This is a genomic window from Nitrospira sp. Nam80 (assembly GCF_965152575.1).
This window is the reverse complement of the sequence record NZ_OZ224216.1, coordinates 3,871,433-3,886,755: the sequence shown is the minus strand read 5'-3', so window position 1 is coordinate 3,886,755 and position 15,323 is coordinate 3,871,433. Positions and strand designations below refer to the sequence as shown.

Below are 15,323 nucleotides of genomic sequence, written 5' to 3'. Positions count from 1 at the left end.
TTCGGAAATTGACCCTGTTCAAAAGCAGATGCTAGAATGCGGCTCCCGAGTTCCCATCTTGGGCCTAAGGGACATTAGCCACGTGTCATATATCAACTTACACAGAGGAGTAAGGGATGGCTGTTCCAGTCTCCCAAATGTATACAGTCAGCAAGTATGTGCTGACGCAGAGATTCAAAGGCATCAAGCGGTATCCGCTCGTGCTGATGCTCGAGCCGCTCTTTCGCTGTAATCTCGCCTGCGCAGGATGCGGGAAAATTCAGTATCCCGATCATATCCTCGATAAGCGGCTCACGCCCGAGCAATGCTGGGCCGCCGCCGACGAATGCGGCGCGCCGATTATCAGTATTCCCGGCGGGGAGCCGCTGATCCATCCAGAAATGCCTCAGATCGTGCGTGGGTTGGTGGAGCGGAAAAAATATGTGTATCTGTGCACTAACGCCATTCTGATGGAGCGCAAGCTGGATGACTATTCTCCGTCCCAATTTCTGACCTTTTCAGTCCATATGGACGGACTGAAGGAAGAGCATGATTGGGCCGTCTGTCGCGACGGGGTCTATGATGTGGCGGTCAAGGCAATCAAGACCGCGCTGGCGCGCGGGCATCGCGTGACGACCAATACCACGTTATTCGATGATGCCAATCCCGAGCGGGTGCGGGCCTTTTTTGACGCCATGATGGACCTCGGTGTCGAGGGGATGATGATTTCCCCCGGCTATAGCTATCAAAAGGCCCCTGATCAGCAACATTTTCTCAAGCGCAGCCGCACGAAAGAGTTGTTTTCGAAGATCCTCGGCAATCGCAAGAGGGGCTGGCGCTTCAATCAGTCTCCGCTCTTTTTGGAATTCTTGATGGGCAGGCGCGAATATCAATGCACGCCTTGGGGAAATCCCACGTATAACGTATTCGGATGGCAGCGACCCTGCTATCTCCTGCAGGACGGTTATGTGAAAACGTTCCGCGAGCTGATGGAAGGAACCGATTGGGCACACTACGGCACGGGGCGGAACGAAAAATGCGCCGATTGCATGGTGCATTGCGGATACGAGGCATCGGCGGTCCAAGATACCTTCGGATCACTGAATGGGTTCACGCGAACCGTCAAGCTGACTCTGCTCCCGAACGGGTGACTCTAGGGAATCGCGCAGGTCTCGGCGTGCGCCGGGTTGGGCGGGTGAGATCGGGACGAGGCAGCGTCCCGGCGCTGCCGGGTTGGGCGGGTGAGATCGGGACGAGGCAGTGTCCCGGCGCTGCCGGGGCGGGTGGGTGAGATCGGGCAAAGGGACGTCTCCCGGGAAGCGGGTGCGAAGCAACCGGGGTGTGGTGGGTGAAAATAGCCTGCGCGGGGCTTGGCGGGTGAGCAAAAATAATCACTTCTCGTCTTTACCATGACTGATACGAAATATCACACCTCTGAATCCGGCAGCCCGGAAGGTCGCGTATTCAGGCCCGCCACAGATGCAGAACTTTCCGAGGCGGTGGAATTGGCCTTCGACTATCGTGGAGATGTGACTCTGGAGCTCTCCTCGGGCGAGATGGTTCTCGGATACCTTTTTAACCGTTCGGTGACTGACCATGGACCGACCATCGAAGTGATTCCCACCACAGGAGAGCCGGCGCGAACTATTCCATACGCTGACGTCCGGTCCATTGCATTTTCCGGTGAAGACACGGCGAACGGCAAGTCGTGGGAGACCTGGGTGGCCAAAAAGGAGACTGAGCGGCATGCGGAAGCGGATCACGTTGCGGCTCAGGCCAAGGCGCGGGGCCATCTTTAGGAAGTCTCGTGGGAAAATCTTTCTCGATCCCTGTACTATCGGCCTCGTTGTTGTTGCCACCTCTTCTTGCCTAGGGTCAAAGCGGTAAACGTTTTGGAGATCGATTCACCCCGATCATGTATATGAAATGGAGGGGAACCATCATGGTCTGCTTGGCTGTTTTGTTCCTCTCTAATTGTTGACAAAGTAGGGAGCCTATGTTAAAAGAGCCGGCCTCAAAATTGGGCACTCCCGCTGTGGTGGGGCTTTTTATTGCTTGAGTCAGAAACGGCAGTGTCCGGGACGGAAAACCGGACATCAACCGAACTGCGGGAAGTTCGAGACTGGAGGAATATCAGCGGCAGTACCATCCGGTGGATGATTATCACGCTCGGATCGGTCGGCCTATCTCTTCCTTCAATCCTCTTCGCCACACATGAAGCCGATCATCGGTTCACCGTTGAAGGGTTTGTGTGTGACAAGGACGGAAGGCCGAATTCCCAAGTCGAGGTCTTGGTCAAAGATACGCGGGTGACCATCGGTCAGACGGTACGGACCGATAGTGACGGGTATTATAAAGTCACCCTTCATTTGCATAACGACAATCTTGGTGACCCGCTCCTCGTGGAGGCCGGTGCGGAGCAAAAGCGGTATACGGTCCAGTTCGATCCCAATGATCTGGAGAGCGAGCGCCGTCTCCAGGCGAATTTCGGAAGCGGATGCGAACAGGATCTGGGTCCCCCTCGATGGCTCGTGTACGGGTTGATCGGTGGAGTTGTCGCGGGGGGCAGCCTCATCGGGTTCAAAATTTTCAGGAAGTGGAAGCGCAAAGAGCAGCGACGGCGAAAGGGGCTGGGCAAGCGGCAGAAATAACGGGACGGTCCGTGGGGCGTGATACCTCGCCGGATCGGATTTCGAGTGTCGGGCGGGGGAAAACCGAACGTGACCTCATTGGACTGGTAAGTGCCGGCGCTTTTGCTGGGGCAGTAGTGAACGGGCCTCGGGAAAAGCGTCTTTTTTCTGCCATTGAAAGCGAAAGGCTGGGCAGGTGACGGCCCGGCACCGAAGAAAGGAGCGAAGAATTTTATGGCGGGTACAGGGAAAAGCGCGCTGATGTTGATGGCCGGTGTCTTCGGATTCGGCTTGGCCGTTGCGGGTTGTGGTGGCGAAGGGGGAGGGGAAGGCCCCATTGTTCCGCCGCCCCCGGCTCCTGCGGAGTACGCCGATAAGCATATGCCTGCCGGATGGTGGACCGACCAAAAGATCATCGATGAGGGGAAGGAAATCTACATCGGCGCGAAGAATCCCGACGTGAATTGCGCCAGTTGCCATGGCAAGGACGGGAAGCCGGTTAAGGCGGGTGCACGCGATTTTCGTAACAGCGACCGGATGAAGATGTATTCCGATTCGGTGTGGTTCTGGCGTATCTCCGAAGGGGTGCCCAATACGAAGATGAAGGCTTGGAAAACCAAGCTCTCGGATGAGGATCGCTGGAAGGTGATGGCGTTTGAGCGGACATTCGGCCTTGCCGGCAAGGGGTGGGACCCTGAAAAGAAGGACTGGGTGCCTGCGGATCAAGTGAAGTCGGCTGCGGCGCCCTCTGCGACGCAGACTGCCAAGGCCGAGGCGGCGGAGTAAGCGCGTCTCGATGGTCGGTCCGGCGAGAGCGATTCACTATTCTGCTAGATGAGGAGGGGCGGCGAACGATCATGAGGATATGGCAGCGCAGTCTGATAGCTGTATTCGCCCTTGCGGCGGTGGTCGGAGGCGTGGCATATGCCCAGGCTCCAAGCGCGCCACCCGTGGAATTCCCTTACACGGGCAATCGAACCGCGGTGTGGATCGTCGCCCAGTTGCATATTCTCTTCGCAGGGTTCATTTTGGGCGCGCCGATCTTTGTCGTGATCTCGGAATGGTTGGGTTACCGAAAGCAGGACCCCCGTTACGACCGTCTGGCCAAAGAGGTCACCAAAGTCACGGTCATCCTGTACAGTATGACGGCTCTCACCGGCGGGCTATTTATCTTTGTCTTGCTGGCCACCTACCCCCAATTTACGACTTGGTTGATCAATCATTTCTTTTTGATCTTCGCCGTAGTCTATCCCTTGCTGTTCATCGGCGAAACGATCCTGCTCTACATGTATTTCTACACGTGGGATGCGTGGAAAGGGGACAAAAAGGCGCGGCACATCGCGCTCGGCGTTCTCTTGAACTTGGTCGGAACAATCACTCTGTTCGTCATCGACGGACCCACCTCCTTCATGAATACGCCGGTCAAGGGGGAAGGGGTGTCTCCGGCCGACTTCCTCGCGACCGCGACTCTCTGGGACAAGATTTTCAACTACAGCTGGATTCCCATGAATCTTCACCGCCTGGTGGGGAATGTGACCTTCGGCGGGTTCGTCGCGGGGCTCATTGCAGCCTATATGTATATGGGATCGAAGAAAGAGGAAGAGCGGTCCTATTACGATTGGATGGGATTCGTCGGAAACTTGATCGGCGTCGGCGCGCTGCTGTTTCTGCCGTTTATGGGCTACCTGTACGCTTATGAATTGTGCGATTACGATGCCTCGATCTGCCCGTATATGATGGCGGACCAGTTATCAATGTTCTTTGAAATGCAGGGCGCCATGATCGGCCTCATCTTTCTGGCCAGTAATTACTATATCTGGTTGAGCATGAAGCGGATCGAAGGCGTCGAACGGGTCCGGATGACCATTTTGGCGCCTCTCGTCATGGTCGCGCTACCTGCGGTGATGACGAAGGTCATGACGGACTATCCGGTGCCTGATCCTATGTCGTTGGTTTTTCTTTTGCCGTTGCTCTTTGCGCCGGTCATTCTCGGCCGGTTCATTCCGATCACCGTATCGTCGCGCACCGTGATTAAGGTCGGTTTTCTGATGATCGTGGTCGGCAATGCTATCTGGATGACGCCGCACGGGTTCGTGCCGACCGGCGCGAAGCTGGTCGAGCATCTGGAGCTGCCGTCCGATTGGAACTGGCTGGCATTGATGCCCGCAAAGAATTCGGCCGCGTTTACCCTGGTCTTTGTCACGGTCGTGAACTACATCATCTATAATCGCGCGATTACGCAGGGCACGATTATTTGGGGCCGCATTGATTTTGTCTCGCAATTTGTATTGGTCTTCCTGGCGTTCAGCATGATCTGGACGATGGGCCTCATGGGGGCCATCCGGTCGCTGCTTCGTAAGTATTTTCACACTTATAACCTGTTGCCTGATTTTACGGCCGAATCATACACGCCGACATTGGCTTACTCTGCGTGGTGGATCACCGCCATTACGGTCGTATTTTTCTCCGTGGTCAGTTTCGCAATTTTTGTCACTCTTCGGGCATCGGAAGCGAAGGCGCATGCGCCTGAAGGGGCCCCGGTTCCGGCGGGAGCCAAATAGAGGCTTGCACGGGTTGCGTGCGAGGTGAACAAGAGGTCTCATGGGAAACGTCATAAAGAAAAGCATCGTCGGGGTCATCATCGGCGCTATTCTCTTTGGCGCATCGAACGCGCTGGGCTTTCCGTTCGTCTTCCAGGCCATGTTTTTTGCCTATGCCATGTTGGGCACCATTGTCTTCATCATGCTGGATGCCCCATCGCTCAAGCCGTTGGCCGGCGGGAAGGCATTGGGCGCACTGATTGTCTTTTATCTCGTTCTCTGCGGAGTCTACATCGCCGGGGGGTCCCTCTGGCCCCAGTTTGACCCGGAAGACGAGCGGGGAAAGATTAATCAGATTCTGAAACCGAAGCGGGAACGGTTCGAGGCGGGAAAAGTCGACGTCTTGATGGAGCGGGCCAAGGCCCTCGATGACAAAGCCAAAGAATTGACGGCTCGGTTGCAGGCTCTCGGTGCGAGCCAAGCCCCCGGTGATCAAAAGGCCGGCGGAGAGGGCGTGCCTCCTCCGACGACCGGCGGCGCGGCCGTTGGCGACGTCGCCAAATTAGGCGAAGAGCAGTGGCAACTGCAGGAATGCTACAACTGTCACAAGCTCAAGGGTGAAGGCGGGAAGAAGCGAGGGCCGGAGCTCGACAACATCGGAAATTTGATGACCGCCGATGACATCAAAGACAAGATCCTTGATCCAAAGAGTTGGATGGCTGAGGGATTTGAGAAGGAGTACGAAAAGGGCAAGATGCCCGATAAGTACAAGGACCTGATGGAAGAAAAGGACGTCCAGGTGCTCGCCGCTTGGCTGAGCAGCTTTAAAAACAGCTCCATCAATACGCCTAAACCCATCAAGAAGAAATAACGATGCAGCCTAAGCTTAAGTCTAAAGTTCTCTGTACAGATCGCGAAGTCGGCGAGGTGACGCGGGTCATCGTCGATCCTTTGTCCCAGGAAATCAGTCATATCGTAGTGGGCGGCGACGGGATGGGCCCGATCGAGCGACAAGTGCCGATGGGGCAGGTCTCAGGCATCACGGACGATAAGGTCACCCTGCGCTCCACGTCCGGCGATTTTGCCGCGCTACCGGCCTTTAACCGCCAAGACTACGTCACCACTCATGAAGTGGAAATCGCTCATCTGGAAGAGAACATTCATGTGACGCCTGGGGAGGTGCTGGTTCCTCTTCCTGAACTCGAGCGCAGCGTCAAGCGCCGGACATTTTTTGCGAATTTCACTCATGCCATCGGTTTTCTGATCGCCGTGCCGCTGGCCTGGCCCGTCTTGCGGTATTTGATGAAGCCCATGTATCAGCCGTTCGATAACGGCTGGCTGCAGATCGGCAATGTCGGCAAGATCAAGCAGGAGGACATCGGCGTCCAATACAAGTTCAAGCGCATGTCCAAAGAAGCCTACATGCCGGAGCAGGAAATCGATAAGAACGTCTGGGTGTTGAAGGCCACCCCGGCCGTCCTTGAGAAAGTCTATCAGGGCAAGGATATGGAGTTCCGCGACGCGACCGGCAAGCATGTATGGACCAACAAGAAGAACGTTCCATACATCGCCTTTTCCGGCAAGTGCCCGCATTTGGGTTGCGGGTACAAGTGGCGCACTCATAAAGTGCTCGGACAGGTCTTTCTCTGTCCCTGTCACCTCAGCATCTATGATGCCGCGGGCAAAGTGCTGGATGGGCCGGCTCCACGCCCGCTTGATCCTCTGCCGATCCAAGTGACCGCCAACGGAGAAATTTCGATCATCGATATGGAATTTAAAGCCGGAACCAAGGCGCAGGTGCGGATCGTCTAATGGAAACGACGCAATCCACCAATACGCAGCCGACCGCGATCGAAAAGGTCTTCGAGTTCGTCGATGAACGGGTCGGCCTAAAGACCCTGCAAGCCAAGATGCTCAACGAGCCGGTCCCCGGCGGGTCCCGTTGGGCCTATGTGTTCGGTTCCGTTCTGCTCTTCATCTTCATCATGCAGGCGGTCACCGGCATCCTCTTGATGTTCTATTATGTTCCGACGGCCGACCATGCCTATGCGAGCACTCAATACATCATCCACGACGTCGATTACGGATGGTTTCTGCTGAGCTACCACTTCTGGGGCTCAACCGCGATGGTCGTGACCGTCTTTGCCCATATGTCACAGGTCTTTCTCTGGGGCGCGTACAAAAAACCACGGGAAATGATTTGGCTGGTTGGGTTGGCTCTCTTCGGCTTGGTCATGGGGTTTGGATTTACCGGCTATCTGCTTCCCTGGGATCAGCGCGCCTACTGGGCCACGACAGTCGGTGTCGAAATCATGGATAAGACCCCGCTGGTGGGCGACTTCTTGGCGCGCTTCCTCAAAGGCGGTCCCACTCCAGGGCAGATGACGCTGAGCCGGTTCTTTGTGATTCATGTGATGATTTTGCCTGCCGCTCTCATGGGACTGGCCGGGCTCCATCTGTTCTTATTCCGCAAGGCCGGACCGGCCGGACCATTTCGCGGGAGTCCCCAGGAACTTAGGGTTAAGACCGACTACTTCTTTCCGCGGCAAATCTGGAAGGACATCGTCGGCATGGTCGTGGTGTTCCTGAGCATCTGCAGCTTGGCGTTTTGGGAACCCGTCGTCCTCCTTGAAGAAGCCACACCGGATCCCGGCGATTACCATCCGGAACCGGAATGGTATTTTTTGTTTCTGTTTCAAATGCTGCGCCTCAAGATTTTCGCCGGAGAGTTCGGCCAATTTCTGGGAGCCGTAGCGATTCCGGGCGCCTTCATGGCTCTGCTGGCGGCGCTGCCGTTTATCGATCGCAGCCCCGAGCGCAACATTTTCAAACGACCGATTGCGCTGATCGGATGGATTGTCGTGATGGCGACGATTCTGATCTTTACCGTATCAGCCATTATTAATCGGGAATTTCTTGAATAGGCGGCATGGAGAAGCAGCCCGGCGATCGCTGATTCGTCGGTCATGCCTTCTTTGTGCAAGCGGCGATCGCTCACGATTGTGCCGCGGGCCCTGCGCGGGCGGTGAGAACATCGTGAGGGAGCGGGTATGTTTTCAATGCCGGGTGTGAATCACTATGGTTGATCGTGAATCCATGTCTCCATTTAAGTTAGGTCTTGGCGTTCTGTGGCCAGCATTCTGGACTGCGCTGCCGATCAAATTGGCCCTTGCGCTGTTGTTCATGGCCATGGGCTCAATGCATCTTGAGACAAAGTTGGGTGTCGCGTTCTTGCTGGTATTGATCAGCCCCGTCAGCGTCTTCGCGTATTTTGTGCTCAGCCTCGCGATGGATGTTCATCTTGGAGAGGGCTTCGGTCTCCCATTTCTCTTTTTGCTCTCTATCCCGATCGATATCTGGGCGTTGGGGCTGGTAGCGCGTACACTGTTCCTGGAGCGGCTCCGCGTTGAACCTCCGGATTCGCTCGGCATGGCCCTCTGGGTCCGCTGCGCCGTCGCCGGCGCTATTTATCTGCCGCTTCTCTGGTTCATCGTCGGCCAGACCACAGACCTTGCCCGCGGCATCGCTTTGTCCATCTTTGAATCGGACCTGCTGAAACATGTTCCAGTCGCTGAACGCATCAGCCTTGAATTGACCTTCTGGGGCACCATCTCGACCGTGGTTCTAGTCGTGTTGGTCTGGATTGGTTTTACGATTATCGGCCGATTCGTGCGGTCACTGGCGAATCGATCGCGTCCGGCCAGCGACAATTACCAGGCACTTATTTCGAGATGGGACTTAATGCGAGTACCGAGTGATCAACCGCTGATGTTGGGCGGATTCACCGCAGCCGGCGCCGTGTTGGGCGTCCTGTTCTGGGTATTTCTCCCGGTCAGCACGCCTCATCCGCATGAATGCTGTAAACCTGCCGATACGAAGACCGAAGGTCCGCTCGACCCTCAAAAGGTCCTCGGGAAAGCCGAGAAGGTCATTAAGGATTCCGAGGTACGTATCGCGTCCTTCGAGAAGCGGGTGGAAGAAGAGAAAGACAAGGGCGGAAAGGATAAGGCCGCCGTCAAGGAATCGGCGGCGAAAGAGGCGAAATCGCAACCTGAAGCCAAGTCCGTTCCGCAGAAAGCGAAACCATAAACAGGGCTATCGCGAGGTGAGGATCATGGCGCACCAGCGTGACGAAATCTATCAAAAGAATCGCAGGCTTTATCACGTCGCAGCCGCGGCCGGGCTCATCGCGCTCATTGAGTTATGCGGAATTCCCGCCGTCAGTTCCGCGCAGGACGCGTCCGGCACCGGCGTGGCGTATCGTGATCTCCCTCAAGTGGGCGGCAGCCGGAATCTGATCTGGGTCGTCGCTCAGTTGCACTTGCTCCTTGCCGGATTTGTGCTCGGCGTGCCGATCTTTGCCTGGCTGTGCGAAATTGTCGGGTGGAAATCGGGCGACAAGCGCTATGACAAATTGGCCAAAGAGTTCACGAAGCTCTTGACCTCCTCCTACGCCACCACGGCGCTCTTCGGCGGCATTCTCTTGTTCTTGCTCATCGGTTTCTATCCGAAGCTGATGAATTATTTGACGGACATCTTCTTCCCTTCGTTCATCGTGTATTGCCTCCTGTTTCTCTTGGAAACCGCGACTCTCTATCTCTATTGGTACGGATGGGACGCGATGGCCGAAGGCAATAAAAAGAGCCTTCACGTGGTTCTTGGCCTTCTGCTCAATGTGTTCGCGTTCTTCATTATGATCGTCCCGAATTCCTGGGCGACGTTCCAAGCGAGTCCCGTCGTCATCGCCGAAGGCACGGATTTCGAGCGAGCTTGGGCCGCCACCTGGAATCCAACCTGGTGGCCGGTCAATATTCATCGGCTGATCGCAAACGTCGTCTTGGGGGGATACATTTGCGGCGCCTATGCCGGTATTCGTTACCTGGCCGCGAGAAATCAAGAAGAACGCTATCACTATGATTGGATGGGATACGTCGGCAACTTTATCGGCGTCTTCGGGCTGCTGCCGCTGCCCTTTGCGGGCTATTGGCTGATGCGGGAGATTTACCAGTACAACCAGCAGATGGGCATTACACTGATGGGCGGATTCCTGTCCTGGCTGTTTATCTTGCAAGCCATGTTGATCGGCGTGCTGTTCCTGGGATCCAACTACTATTTCTGGCTTGGAATTACGCATCGCATTCCCGGATCGGAGATGCAGTATCGCAAGCCCATCATGGCCATGCTGGTTATTCTGTTGCTGTGTCTCGGCGTGTGGATGACTCCTCACTCGTTGGTCGCCAGCTTAGAAGAGGCTCGCAAGATGGGCGGTACCCACCATCCGCTCCTCGGAGTCTTCGGCGTCATGTCGGCTAAAATGACCGTGTCCAATCTCATGATTCTCGTGACGTTCATGAGTTTCATCATGTACTGGCGCGCGGGGAAGCAAGAGACGGCGGGGTGGGCGAAAATTGCAAAATCCGTCATGGGCGCCTTGCTGGTCCTGGCCGGGATCGCGGTGATTATTCTCGGGGTCTGGGGATATTTTGTGCCAGCCATCATTCGAATTAATTACTTTTCGACCTCCCAGGTGGGAATCGTGCTGTTCGTCATGTTGACGATCACGCCGCTGACCGCTTTGCTGCTGAAGAGCGCCAAGACGACGACGGAGATGGTCTGGGGAAAGATGCCGCCGCGCGCCGGTTATGCGCTCGTGCTGAACGCCGTCATGGTCATCCTCTTGATGACGCTCATGGGCTACGCGCGTTCCTCCTCTCGCGTCCACTGGCATATCTACGGTGTGATGCGGGACTCGTCTCCCTACGCGTTCTCACCGGCCTTGGGCTACGCGGCGGCCCTAATGGCGCTGAATACGTTTCTTTTCTGCATGCTCGTCGCGTTTATCTTCTGGGTCGCGACGATGGGGGACAAAGCGAAAGCCGCAGGCGGAGGCAGTCCGGCCAAGGCGCCGCTCCCGCAGGGAGCATTGCCGGCCATGGCGGGAGGATCGCCTCAATTCGACGAGAAGCCGTCGAACTGAGTTCCGAATTCTGAGTGTTGAGTTCTGAGTTTGGCATCCGTATTGAGAGATTAACTCAGGACTCGTCACTCAAAACTTATCACTACCCGAAGGGAAATTATGAGTGAAGTTGCCAAGCTGCAGTTGATCGGTCTCTGTGTGGTGGGATCGGGCATCGTCATTCTGTTGTTCATCAAAGCTCAATTTATCCGGGTGATCGGCTTCGTCGCGATTGTCCTCGGCTTGTTCGCCCTGGTGGCGCTGGCGGTGCCGCAGATGGCCTCGTTGCCGCCGGCCGAGGAGAAGTTTGATATCGCGAGCATTAAAACACCGTCCGACATGGCGGCCATCGGGCAAAAAATCTTCTTCAGCAAAGGCCAATGCGCGCTCTGCCATTCTATTGGGCCCAGTGAATCGGCCCGCTGTCCGGATCTGAAGGGCATCGGAGCGAAGCTGTCTCGGGATTTCATTTACGAGAGCCTCACCGAGCCGCAGGCCTATATCTACATGGATTTCCGGCACGAGGGGCTGCCGAAGGAATATCCCGCACGTATGCCGTACATCAACAAGAATCCTATCGGGCTCTCGCGAAACGAAATTCTCTCCGTGATCGCATTCTTGCAGCAAATGAGCGGAGAGCCTATTACGGTCAGTCCATCGGAGATTGTCGCGCCCGGCCAACCGGTCAAAGCGGCGGACGCAGAAGCGGTATCTGTGGCGCGGGCGCACTAACCGGAACCACGTAGCGGCGGCGAGGAGGATCTATGGGAGGCGTATTACTCAGACCGGTTCTTTTGACGATCGGGATCTATCTCTTTCTGAAATTCGTAGTGCCGAATTTGCCTCATTCCGCCCCACTCCCGGCCAGCCTGATCTTCTTGTACATCGCCTTGGTGGTGACGGGAATCGTCATTTTCGCTACACTCAGCGGCGCGTCGAAAGACGCATTCTTCGGTCCGATCTTTCGGTTTCTCGCCGGGGAGAGCGGTGGGGCGCTGCAATCCGCACGCTATCTCGTGTTGATCCTGTTCCCGCTGCTTGTCGGGTGGCAGACGTATGGGAGCACGGCTCCCAGCGATGCGCCTCCGGCGGAAAACCGCACGATCCATCCGGCTCCGCCCGGCGAATACACCGGGTTGTCCAATCCGGTGCCGAAGACGCCGGAAAATATCATGTACGGGAAAGGTCTGTACGCGTCTCGTTGCGCGCCCTGCCATGGGAATTTTGATGGGAAGGGGTTCGCCGCGGCGGGGTTCAATCCTCCTCCTGCCAATTTTAAAGATCCGACGACCATTGCCATGTTGCAGGAAAGCTTCTTGTTCTGGCGCATTAAGAAGGGCGGGGTCGGTTTGCCGGTCGAGGGGATGCCGTGGAAGTCGGCAATGCCCCGATGGGAGCTCGAACTCTCAGACGAGGACATTTGGAAAGTCATTATGGGCGAGTATGACGGCGCCGGTCAGAAACCCCGAACCTGGGACGAATCCGAGTAGACGTCCTGAACGCAGACGTTCGCTGTAAGGGGATCGCATCCTATGACTATCGCATTGGGACAGAGGCATCGATGGTTCATTGGCGTGGCCGGACTCGCCGGTTTGATGATGGTCGGGTGGCTCGGTTCTGCGGGGGCTCAGGAAAGCGTCGCCGTTCGAGCGTCGCTTGTCTCCGGTGCCTTGCCGGTAGATGATCCTACCGCGGCGGCATGGAATACGGTTCCGTCTTCTGAATTTCCCATGTCCCCGCAGGTCCACTGGCCGGTGCGAATCACCGAGGTGACCGCCAAGTCAATCAAAGTCAAAGGCTTGCATGACGGCACCAATGTCGCCATTCTTCTTGAGTTTGCGGATCCAACCGAAGATCCCGACGATGCGGCCGCGATTGAATTCATGGTCGGCGACACGAAGGCCCATTTTGCGCATGGCCAGGAAATGAGTCAGGTGCAGGGCGGTCCGGTCAATATTTGGTATTGGAAGAATAAGGACGGGAAAGGGGTCGATATGAGTGCCATGGGCTTCGGGACCTTGAAGGCCCAGGCTCATCAGGACGTAAAAGCCAAGGGTGTCTACGAAGGCGGCGTGTGGAAGGTTGTGTTTTCGCGGCCGCTCGCCACTGAAAACGCCACCGAAGACACTCAGTTGAAGCCGGGAGAGTTTACCAGCATCGCGTTCGCCTTGTGGGACGGCAAGAAAATGGAGACCGGCCAACCAAAAGAAAAGGGTTCCGAAAAGGCCGTCTCGTCCTGGTGGTATTTCCGCGCGGACCCGCCTCCGGACTATTCACCCTACTTGTATGCCGTTTTGGCTATCGCGCTCGCTGTCGGGTTTGAGCTGGTCCTCGTCAGACGTTTAAAGAAAGGGTCCTGAGCATGAGGGCGAGGGGAAAATTGCGGGTGTTAAGTTTCGTCGGAGGACTGGTTGGCCTCTGGGCATTGGCCGGTACCGGTGGATGTTCCATGTTTCAGAGCGAGCAGGCGGCCAGGGGCGAAAGACTCTATGCGCACTACTGCATGCATTGCCACGGAGAAAATGGCCGCCAGAACGAGGGATTCAACTGGTCTTCCATGCCTGATCCAAAACCCAAGGATCTTTCCAATAAAGAAGAGATGGGCACCTTCAGCGACGAAGAAATTTTTCACACCGTCTCGCGTGACATGAAGGACACCGGCCCGGGCGGCGACAAAATCGGGGACGATGAATTCGCCGTGCCGACCATGCCGTCCTTCAAGTACACGCTTTCAGAAGAAGAAATCTGGAGCATTGTCGGGTTTGTCCGGGGCTTGCACGGCAGGAAACTGGAATTCAATGTCGAAGGTCGAAAAAAGGACCTGCAGGACGCGGTGCAGGCAGCCGAACAAAAATATAAGCAAGCCACGCAGATTGCCGAAGACGCAGAAAAAAAGGCGAACGATGAGGCCGAGAAAAAAGGCGTGGAAGTTGACGATGACGCCTACGCCAAAGAGCAGCAGGCTATGGGTCAGGCCAAGAAGGAATTGGATCAGGCACAAGCCAATCTGACGAATTTCACCACGAGACCGGGAAAAGGCGTCAATATCGCTCGTCCGGACTTGACCATGAAACCTGAGGCGGCGACGCAATTAGCGGAAGTGGGCAAACGACTCTATCAGAATAAATACGGCTGCAACGGCTGCCATAAGATCAATGACGAAGGAGGCAAGGTCGGTCCCGCGTTGGACCGCGCAGGGTTTAGACTGAATCCGACGTGGGTCTATCGCTGGTTGAGAAATCCCCAGGTCATGAAACCTGACACGAGGATGCCGAATCTTGGACTCAATGACGCTGATGCGAAGGCAGTCAGCATGTATCTCCGAACCTTGCGTGCGCCCAAACCGGACAAGCCTATCGAAAGGGTGGAAGAAGGATAGGCGCCTATCAACGGACGCTCGCCCACATTCCAAATAGAATGACTGTTCCCGCCCAGACATGTTGCTTGAAGAGTGTAAAGGCAACAGATGGAGGAACCGTTTCCAGCAGCTTCCTCACCTGGAGGCCGAAGAATATCCCGACGGAAGCCAGGACCACGTAATACAGCGGTTGTACAGAGCACCAGTATCCCGCAAATCCAAGTAATAGCAGCATGGCGGCCAGGAACATGCCGACAGCAAGCCACGTGTAGGAACCGAACAAGATAGCGGCGGATTTCACGCCGATGCGCGCGTCATCGTCCCGATCCTGGAGCGCATAGATCGTATCGTAGGCGACGGCCCAACAAGTGGTTGCGCCGAACAACGCCCAGGCCGGACCGGTCAACTCATTGCGAGAGGCGGCCCATGCCATGATGACGCCCCAGCCGAAGGCGATGCCGAGCACCGCCTGCGGAAGTTGCAACCTTCGCTTGGCATAGGGATAAACGGCGGCGAGCAACAAGCCGACCGGACTCAAGAGAATGGCAAGCGGATTAAGCGTGACGACCAGCAACGCAGCCGCCACGAGCAGTGCCGCCGCGATGATCCAACCCTGGTGCGGGCTGAGTGTTCCGCAGGCCAACGGCCTGGTTTTGGTGCGTGAGACCTGGCGATCGAAGTTTCGGTCAGCCAGATCATTCAGGACCACACCAAGACTTCGCATGATGAACGAGCCCGCGATGAAAACAGCGAGCAGTGAGAGCGGCGGCCGCCCAGCGTTCGCGAGCACAAGCGACCAAAGGCTTGGCAACATGAGGAGCCATGTGCCAGACTGGTTGCGCAGGCGGATGAGTTCGCCG

Annotated in this window: 15 protein-coding genes; 14 read left to right on the top strand and 1 reads right to left on the bottom strand. The window is 56.3% G+C overall.

Going from position 1 to position 15,323, the window contains the following annotated elements; genetic code table 11:
- The first annotated feature begins 116 nt into the window (after positions 1–116).
- From hpnH to ACWGXE_RS18125, 14 genes are all read left to right on the top strand, one after another.
- Positions 117–1,130 (top strand): adenosyl-hopene transferase HpnH, encoded by a 1,014-nt coding sequence (hpnH, locus tag ACWGXE_RS18190; RefSeq protein ID WP_447599439.1) that lies wholly within the window; start codon positions 117–119, stop codon positions 1,128–1,130.
- Between the two features lie 258 nt (positions 1,131–1,388).
- Positions 1,389–1,778 carry a hypothetical protein gene (locus tag ACWGXE_RS18185; protein ID WP_447599438.1) on the top strand — a complete coding sequence of 130 codons (390 nt, stop codon included), beginning with the start codon at positions 1,389–1,391 and terminating at the stop codon, positions 1,776–1,778.
- 273 nt (positions 1,779–2,051) lie between these two features.
- Positions 2,052–2,630 carry a carboxypeptidase-like regulatory domain-containing protein gene (locus ACWGXE_RS18180; RefSeq protein ID WP_447599437.1) on the top strand — a complete coding sequence of 193 codons (579 nt, stop codon included), beginning with the start codon at positions 2,052–2,054 and terminating at the stop codon, positions 2,628–2,630.
- Positions 2,631–2,843: 213 nt separating this feature from the next.
- Complete coding sequence (locus tag ACWGXE_RS18175) at positions 2,844–3,395, top strand: c-type cytochrome (protein WP_447599436.1); 552 nt, start codon at positions 2,844–2,846, stop codon at positions 3,393–3,395.
- A gap of 71 nt (positions 3,396–3,466) precedes the next feature.
- Positions 3,467–5,170, top strand: a complete 1,704-nt coding sequence (locus tag ACWGXE_RS18170; protein WP_447599435.1) for a cytochrome ubiquinol oxidase subunit I — start codon at positions 3,467–3,469, stop codon at positions 5,168–5,170.
- A gap of 40 nt (positions 5,171–5,210) precedes the next feature.
- Positions 5,211–6,020 (top strand): c-type cytochrome, encoded by an 810-nt coding sequence (locus tag ACWGXE_RS18165; protein ID WP_447599433.1) that lies wholly within the window; start codon positions 5,211–5,213, stop codon positions 6,018–6,020.
- A 2-nt stretch (positions 6,021–6,022) separates the two neighbouring features.
- A complete protein-coding gene (locus ACWGXE_RS18160) occupies positions 6,023–6,961 on the top strand; it encodes a QcrA and Rieske domain-containing protein (RefSeq protein ID WP_447599432.1) in 939 nt (312 codons plus the stop codon).
- Positions 6,961–8,073 carry a cytochrome b gene (locus ACWGXE_RS18155; RefSeq protein ID WP_447599431.1) on the top strand — a complete coding sequence of 371 codons (1,113 nt, stop codon included), beginning with the start codon at positions 6,961–6,963 and terminating at the stop codon, positions 8,071–8,073. Before ACWGXE_RS18160 ends, ACWGXE_RS18155 begins: the two co-directional genes overlap by 1 nt.
- Before the next feature lie 172 nt (positions 8,074–8,245).
- Positions 8,246–9,238, top strand: a complete 993-nt coding sequence (locus tag ACWGXE_RS18150; RefSeq protein ID WP_447599430.1) for a hypothetical protein — start codon at positions 8,246–8,248, stop codon at positions 9,236–9,238.
- A gap of 25 nt (positions 9,239–9,263) precedes the next feature.
- Positions 9,264–11,126, top strand: coding sequence for a cytochrome ubiquinol oxidase subunit I (locus tag ACWGXE_RS18145; RefSeq protein WP_447599428.1), 1,863 nt, complete (start codon positions 9,264–9,266; stop codon positions 11,124–11,126).
- A 99-nt stretch (positions 11,127–11,225) separates the two neighbouring features.
- Complete coding sequence (locus ACWGXE_RS18140) at positions 11,226–11,837, top strand: c-type cytochrome (protein WP_447599427.1); 612 nt, start codon at positions 11,226–11,228, stop codon at positions 11,835–11,837.
- Positions 11,838–11,869: 32 nt separating this feature from the next.
- Positions 11,870–12,595, top strand: a complete 726-nt coding sequence (locus ACWGXE_RS18135) for a c-type cytochrome (RefSeq protein WP_447599426.1) — start codon at positions 11,870–11,872, stop codon at positions 12,593–12,595.
- 42 nt (positions 12,596–12,637) lie between these two features.
- Entirely contained in the window at positions 12,638–13,465 is an 828-nt protein-coding gene (locus ACWGXE_RS18130) for an ethylbenzene dehydrogenase-related protein (protein ID WP_447599425.1), read from the top strand.
- Between the two features lie 2 nt (positions 13,466–13,467).
- A complete protein-coding gene (locus ACWGXE_RS18125; RefSeq protein ID WP_447599424.1) occupies positions 13,468–14,484 on the top strand; it encodes a c-type cytochrome in 1,017 nt (338 codons plus the stop codon).
- A 7-nt stretch (positions 14,485–14,491) separates the two neighbouring features.
- Here the strand turns inward: ACWGXE_RS18125 and ACWGXE_RS18120 are convergent, their stop codons facing one another.
- Positions 14,492–15,277 (bottom strand): 4-hydroxybenzoate octaprenyltransferase, encoded by a 786-nt coding sequence (locus tag ACWGXE_RS18120; protein WP_447599423.1) that lies wholly within the window; start codon positions 15,275–15,277, stop codon positions 14,492–14,494.
- Positions 15,278–15,323: the final 46 nt, after the last annotated feature.

Coding starts and splice junctions, on each gene's coding strand:
- hpnH (WP_447599439.1), top strand. CDS start 117: ATGGCTGTTCCAGTCTCCCAAATGTATACAGTCAGCAAGTATGTGCTG.
- ACWGXE_RS18185 (WP_447599438.1), top strand. CDS start 1,389: ATGACTGATACGAAATATCACACCTCTGAATCCGGCAGCCCGGAAGGT.
- ACWGXE_RS18175 (WP_447599436.1), top strand. CDS start 2,844: ATGGCGGGTACAGGGAAAAGCGCGCTGATGTTGATGGCCGGTGTCTTC.
- ACWGXE_RS18170 (WP_447599435.1), top strand. CDS start 3,467: ATGAGGATATGGCAGCGCAGTCTGATAGCTGTATTCGCCCTTGCGGCG.
- ACWGXE_RS18165 (WP_447599433.1), top strand. CDS start 5,211: ATGGGAAACGTCATAAAGAAAAGCATCGTCGGGGTCATCATCGGCGCT.
- ACWGXE_RS18160 (WP_447599432.1), top strand. CDS start 6,023: ATGCAGCCTAAGCTTAAGTCTAAAGTTCTCTGTACAGATCGCGAAGTC.
- ACWGXE_RS18155 (WP_447599431.1), top strand. CDS start 6,961: ATGGAAACGACGCAATCCACCAATACGCAGCCGACCGCGATCGAAAAG.
- ACWGXE_RS18150 (WP_447599430.1), top strand. CDS start 8,246: ATGTCTCCATTTAAGTTAGGTCTTGGCGTTCTGTGGCCAGCATTCTGG.
- ACWGXE_RS18145 (WP_447599428.1), top strand. CDS start 9,264: ATGGCGCACCAGCGTGACGAAATCTATCAAAAGAATCGCAGGCTTTAT.
- ACWGXE_RS18140 (WP_447599427.1), top strand. CDS start 11,226: ATGAGTGAAGTTGCCAAGCTGCAGTTGATCGGTCTCTGTGTGGTGGGA.
- ACWGXE_RS18135 (WP_447599426.1), top strand. CDS start 11,870: ATGGGAGGCGTATTACTCAGACCGGTTCTTTTGACGATCGGGATCTAT.
- ACWGXE_RS18130 (WP_447599425.1), top strand. CDS start 12,638: ATGACTATCGCATTGGGACAGAGGCATCGATGGTTCATTGGCGTGGCC.
- ACWGXE_RS18125 (WP_447599424.1), top strand. CDS start 13,468: ATGAGGGCGAGGGGAAAATTGCGGGTGTTAAGTTTCGTCGGAGGACTG.
- ACWGXE_RS18120 (WP_447599423.1), bottom strand. CDS start 15,277: ATGTTGCCAAGCCTTTGGTCGCTTGTGCTCGCGAACGCTGGGCGGCCG.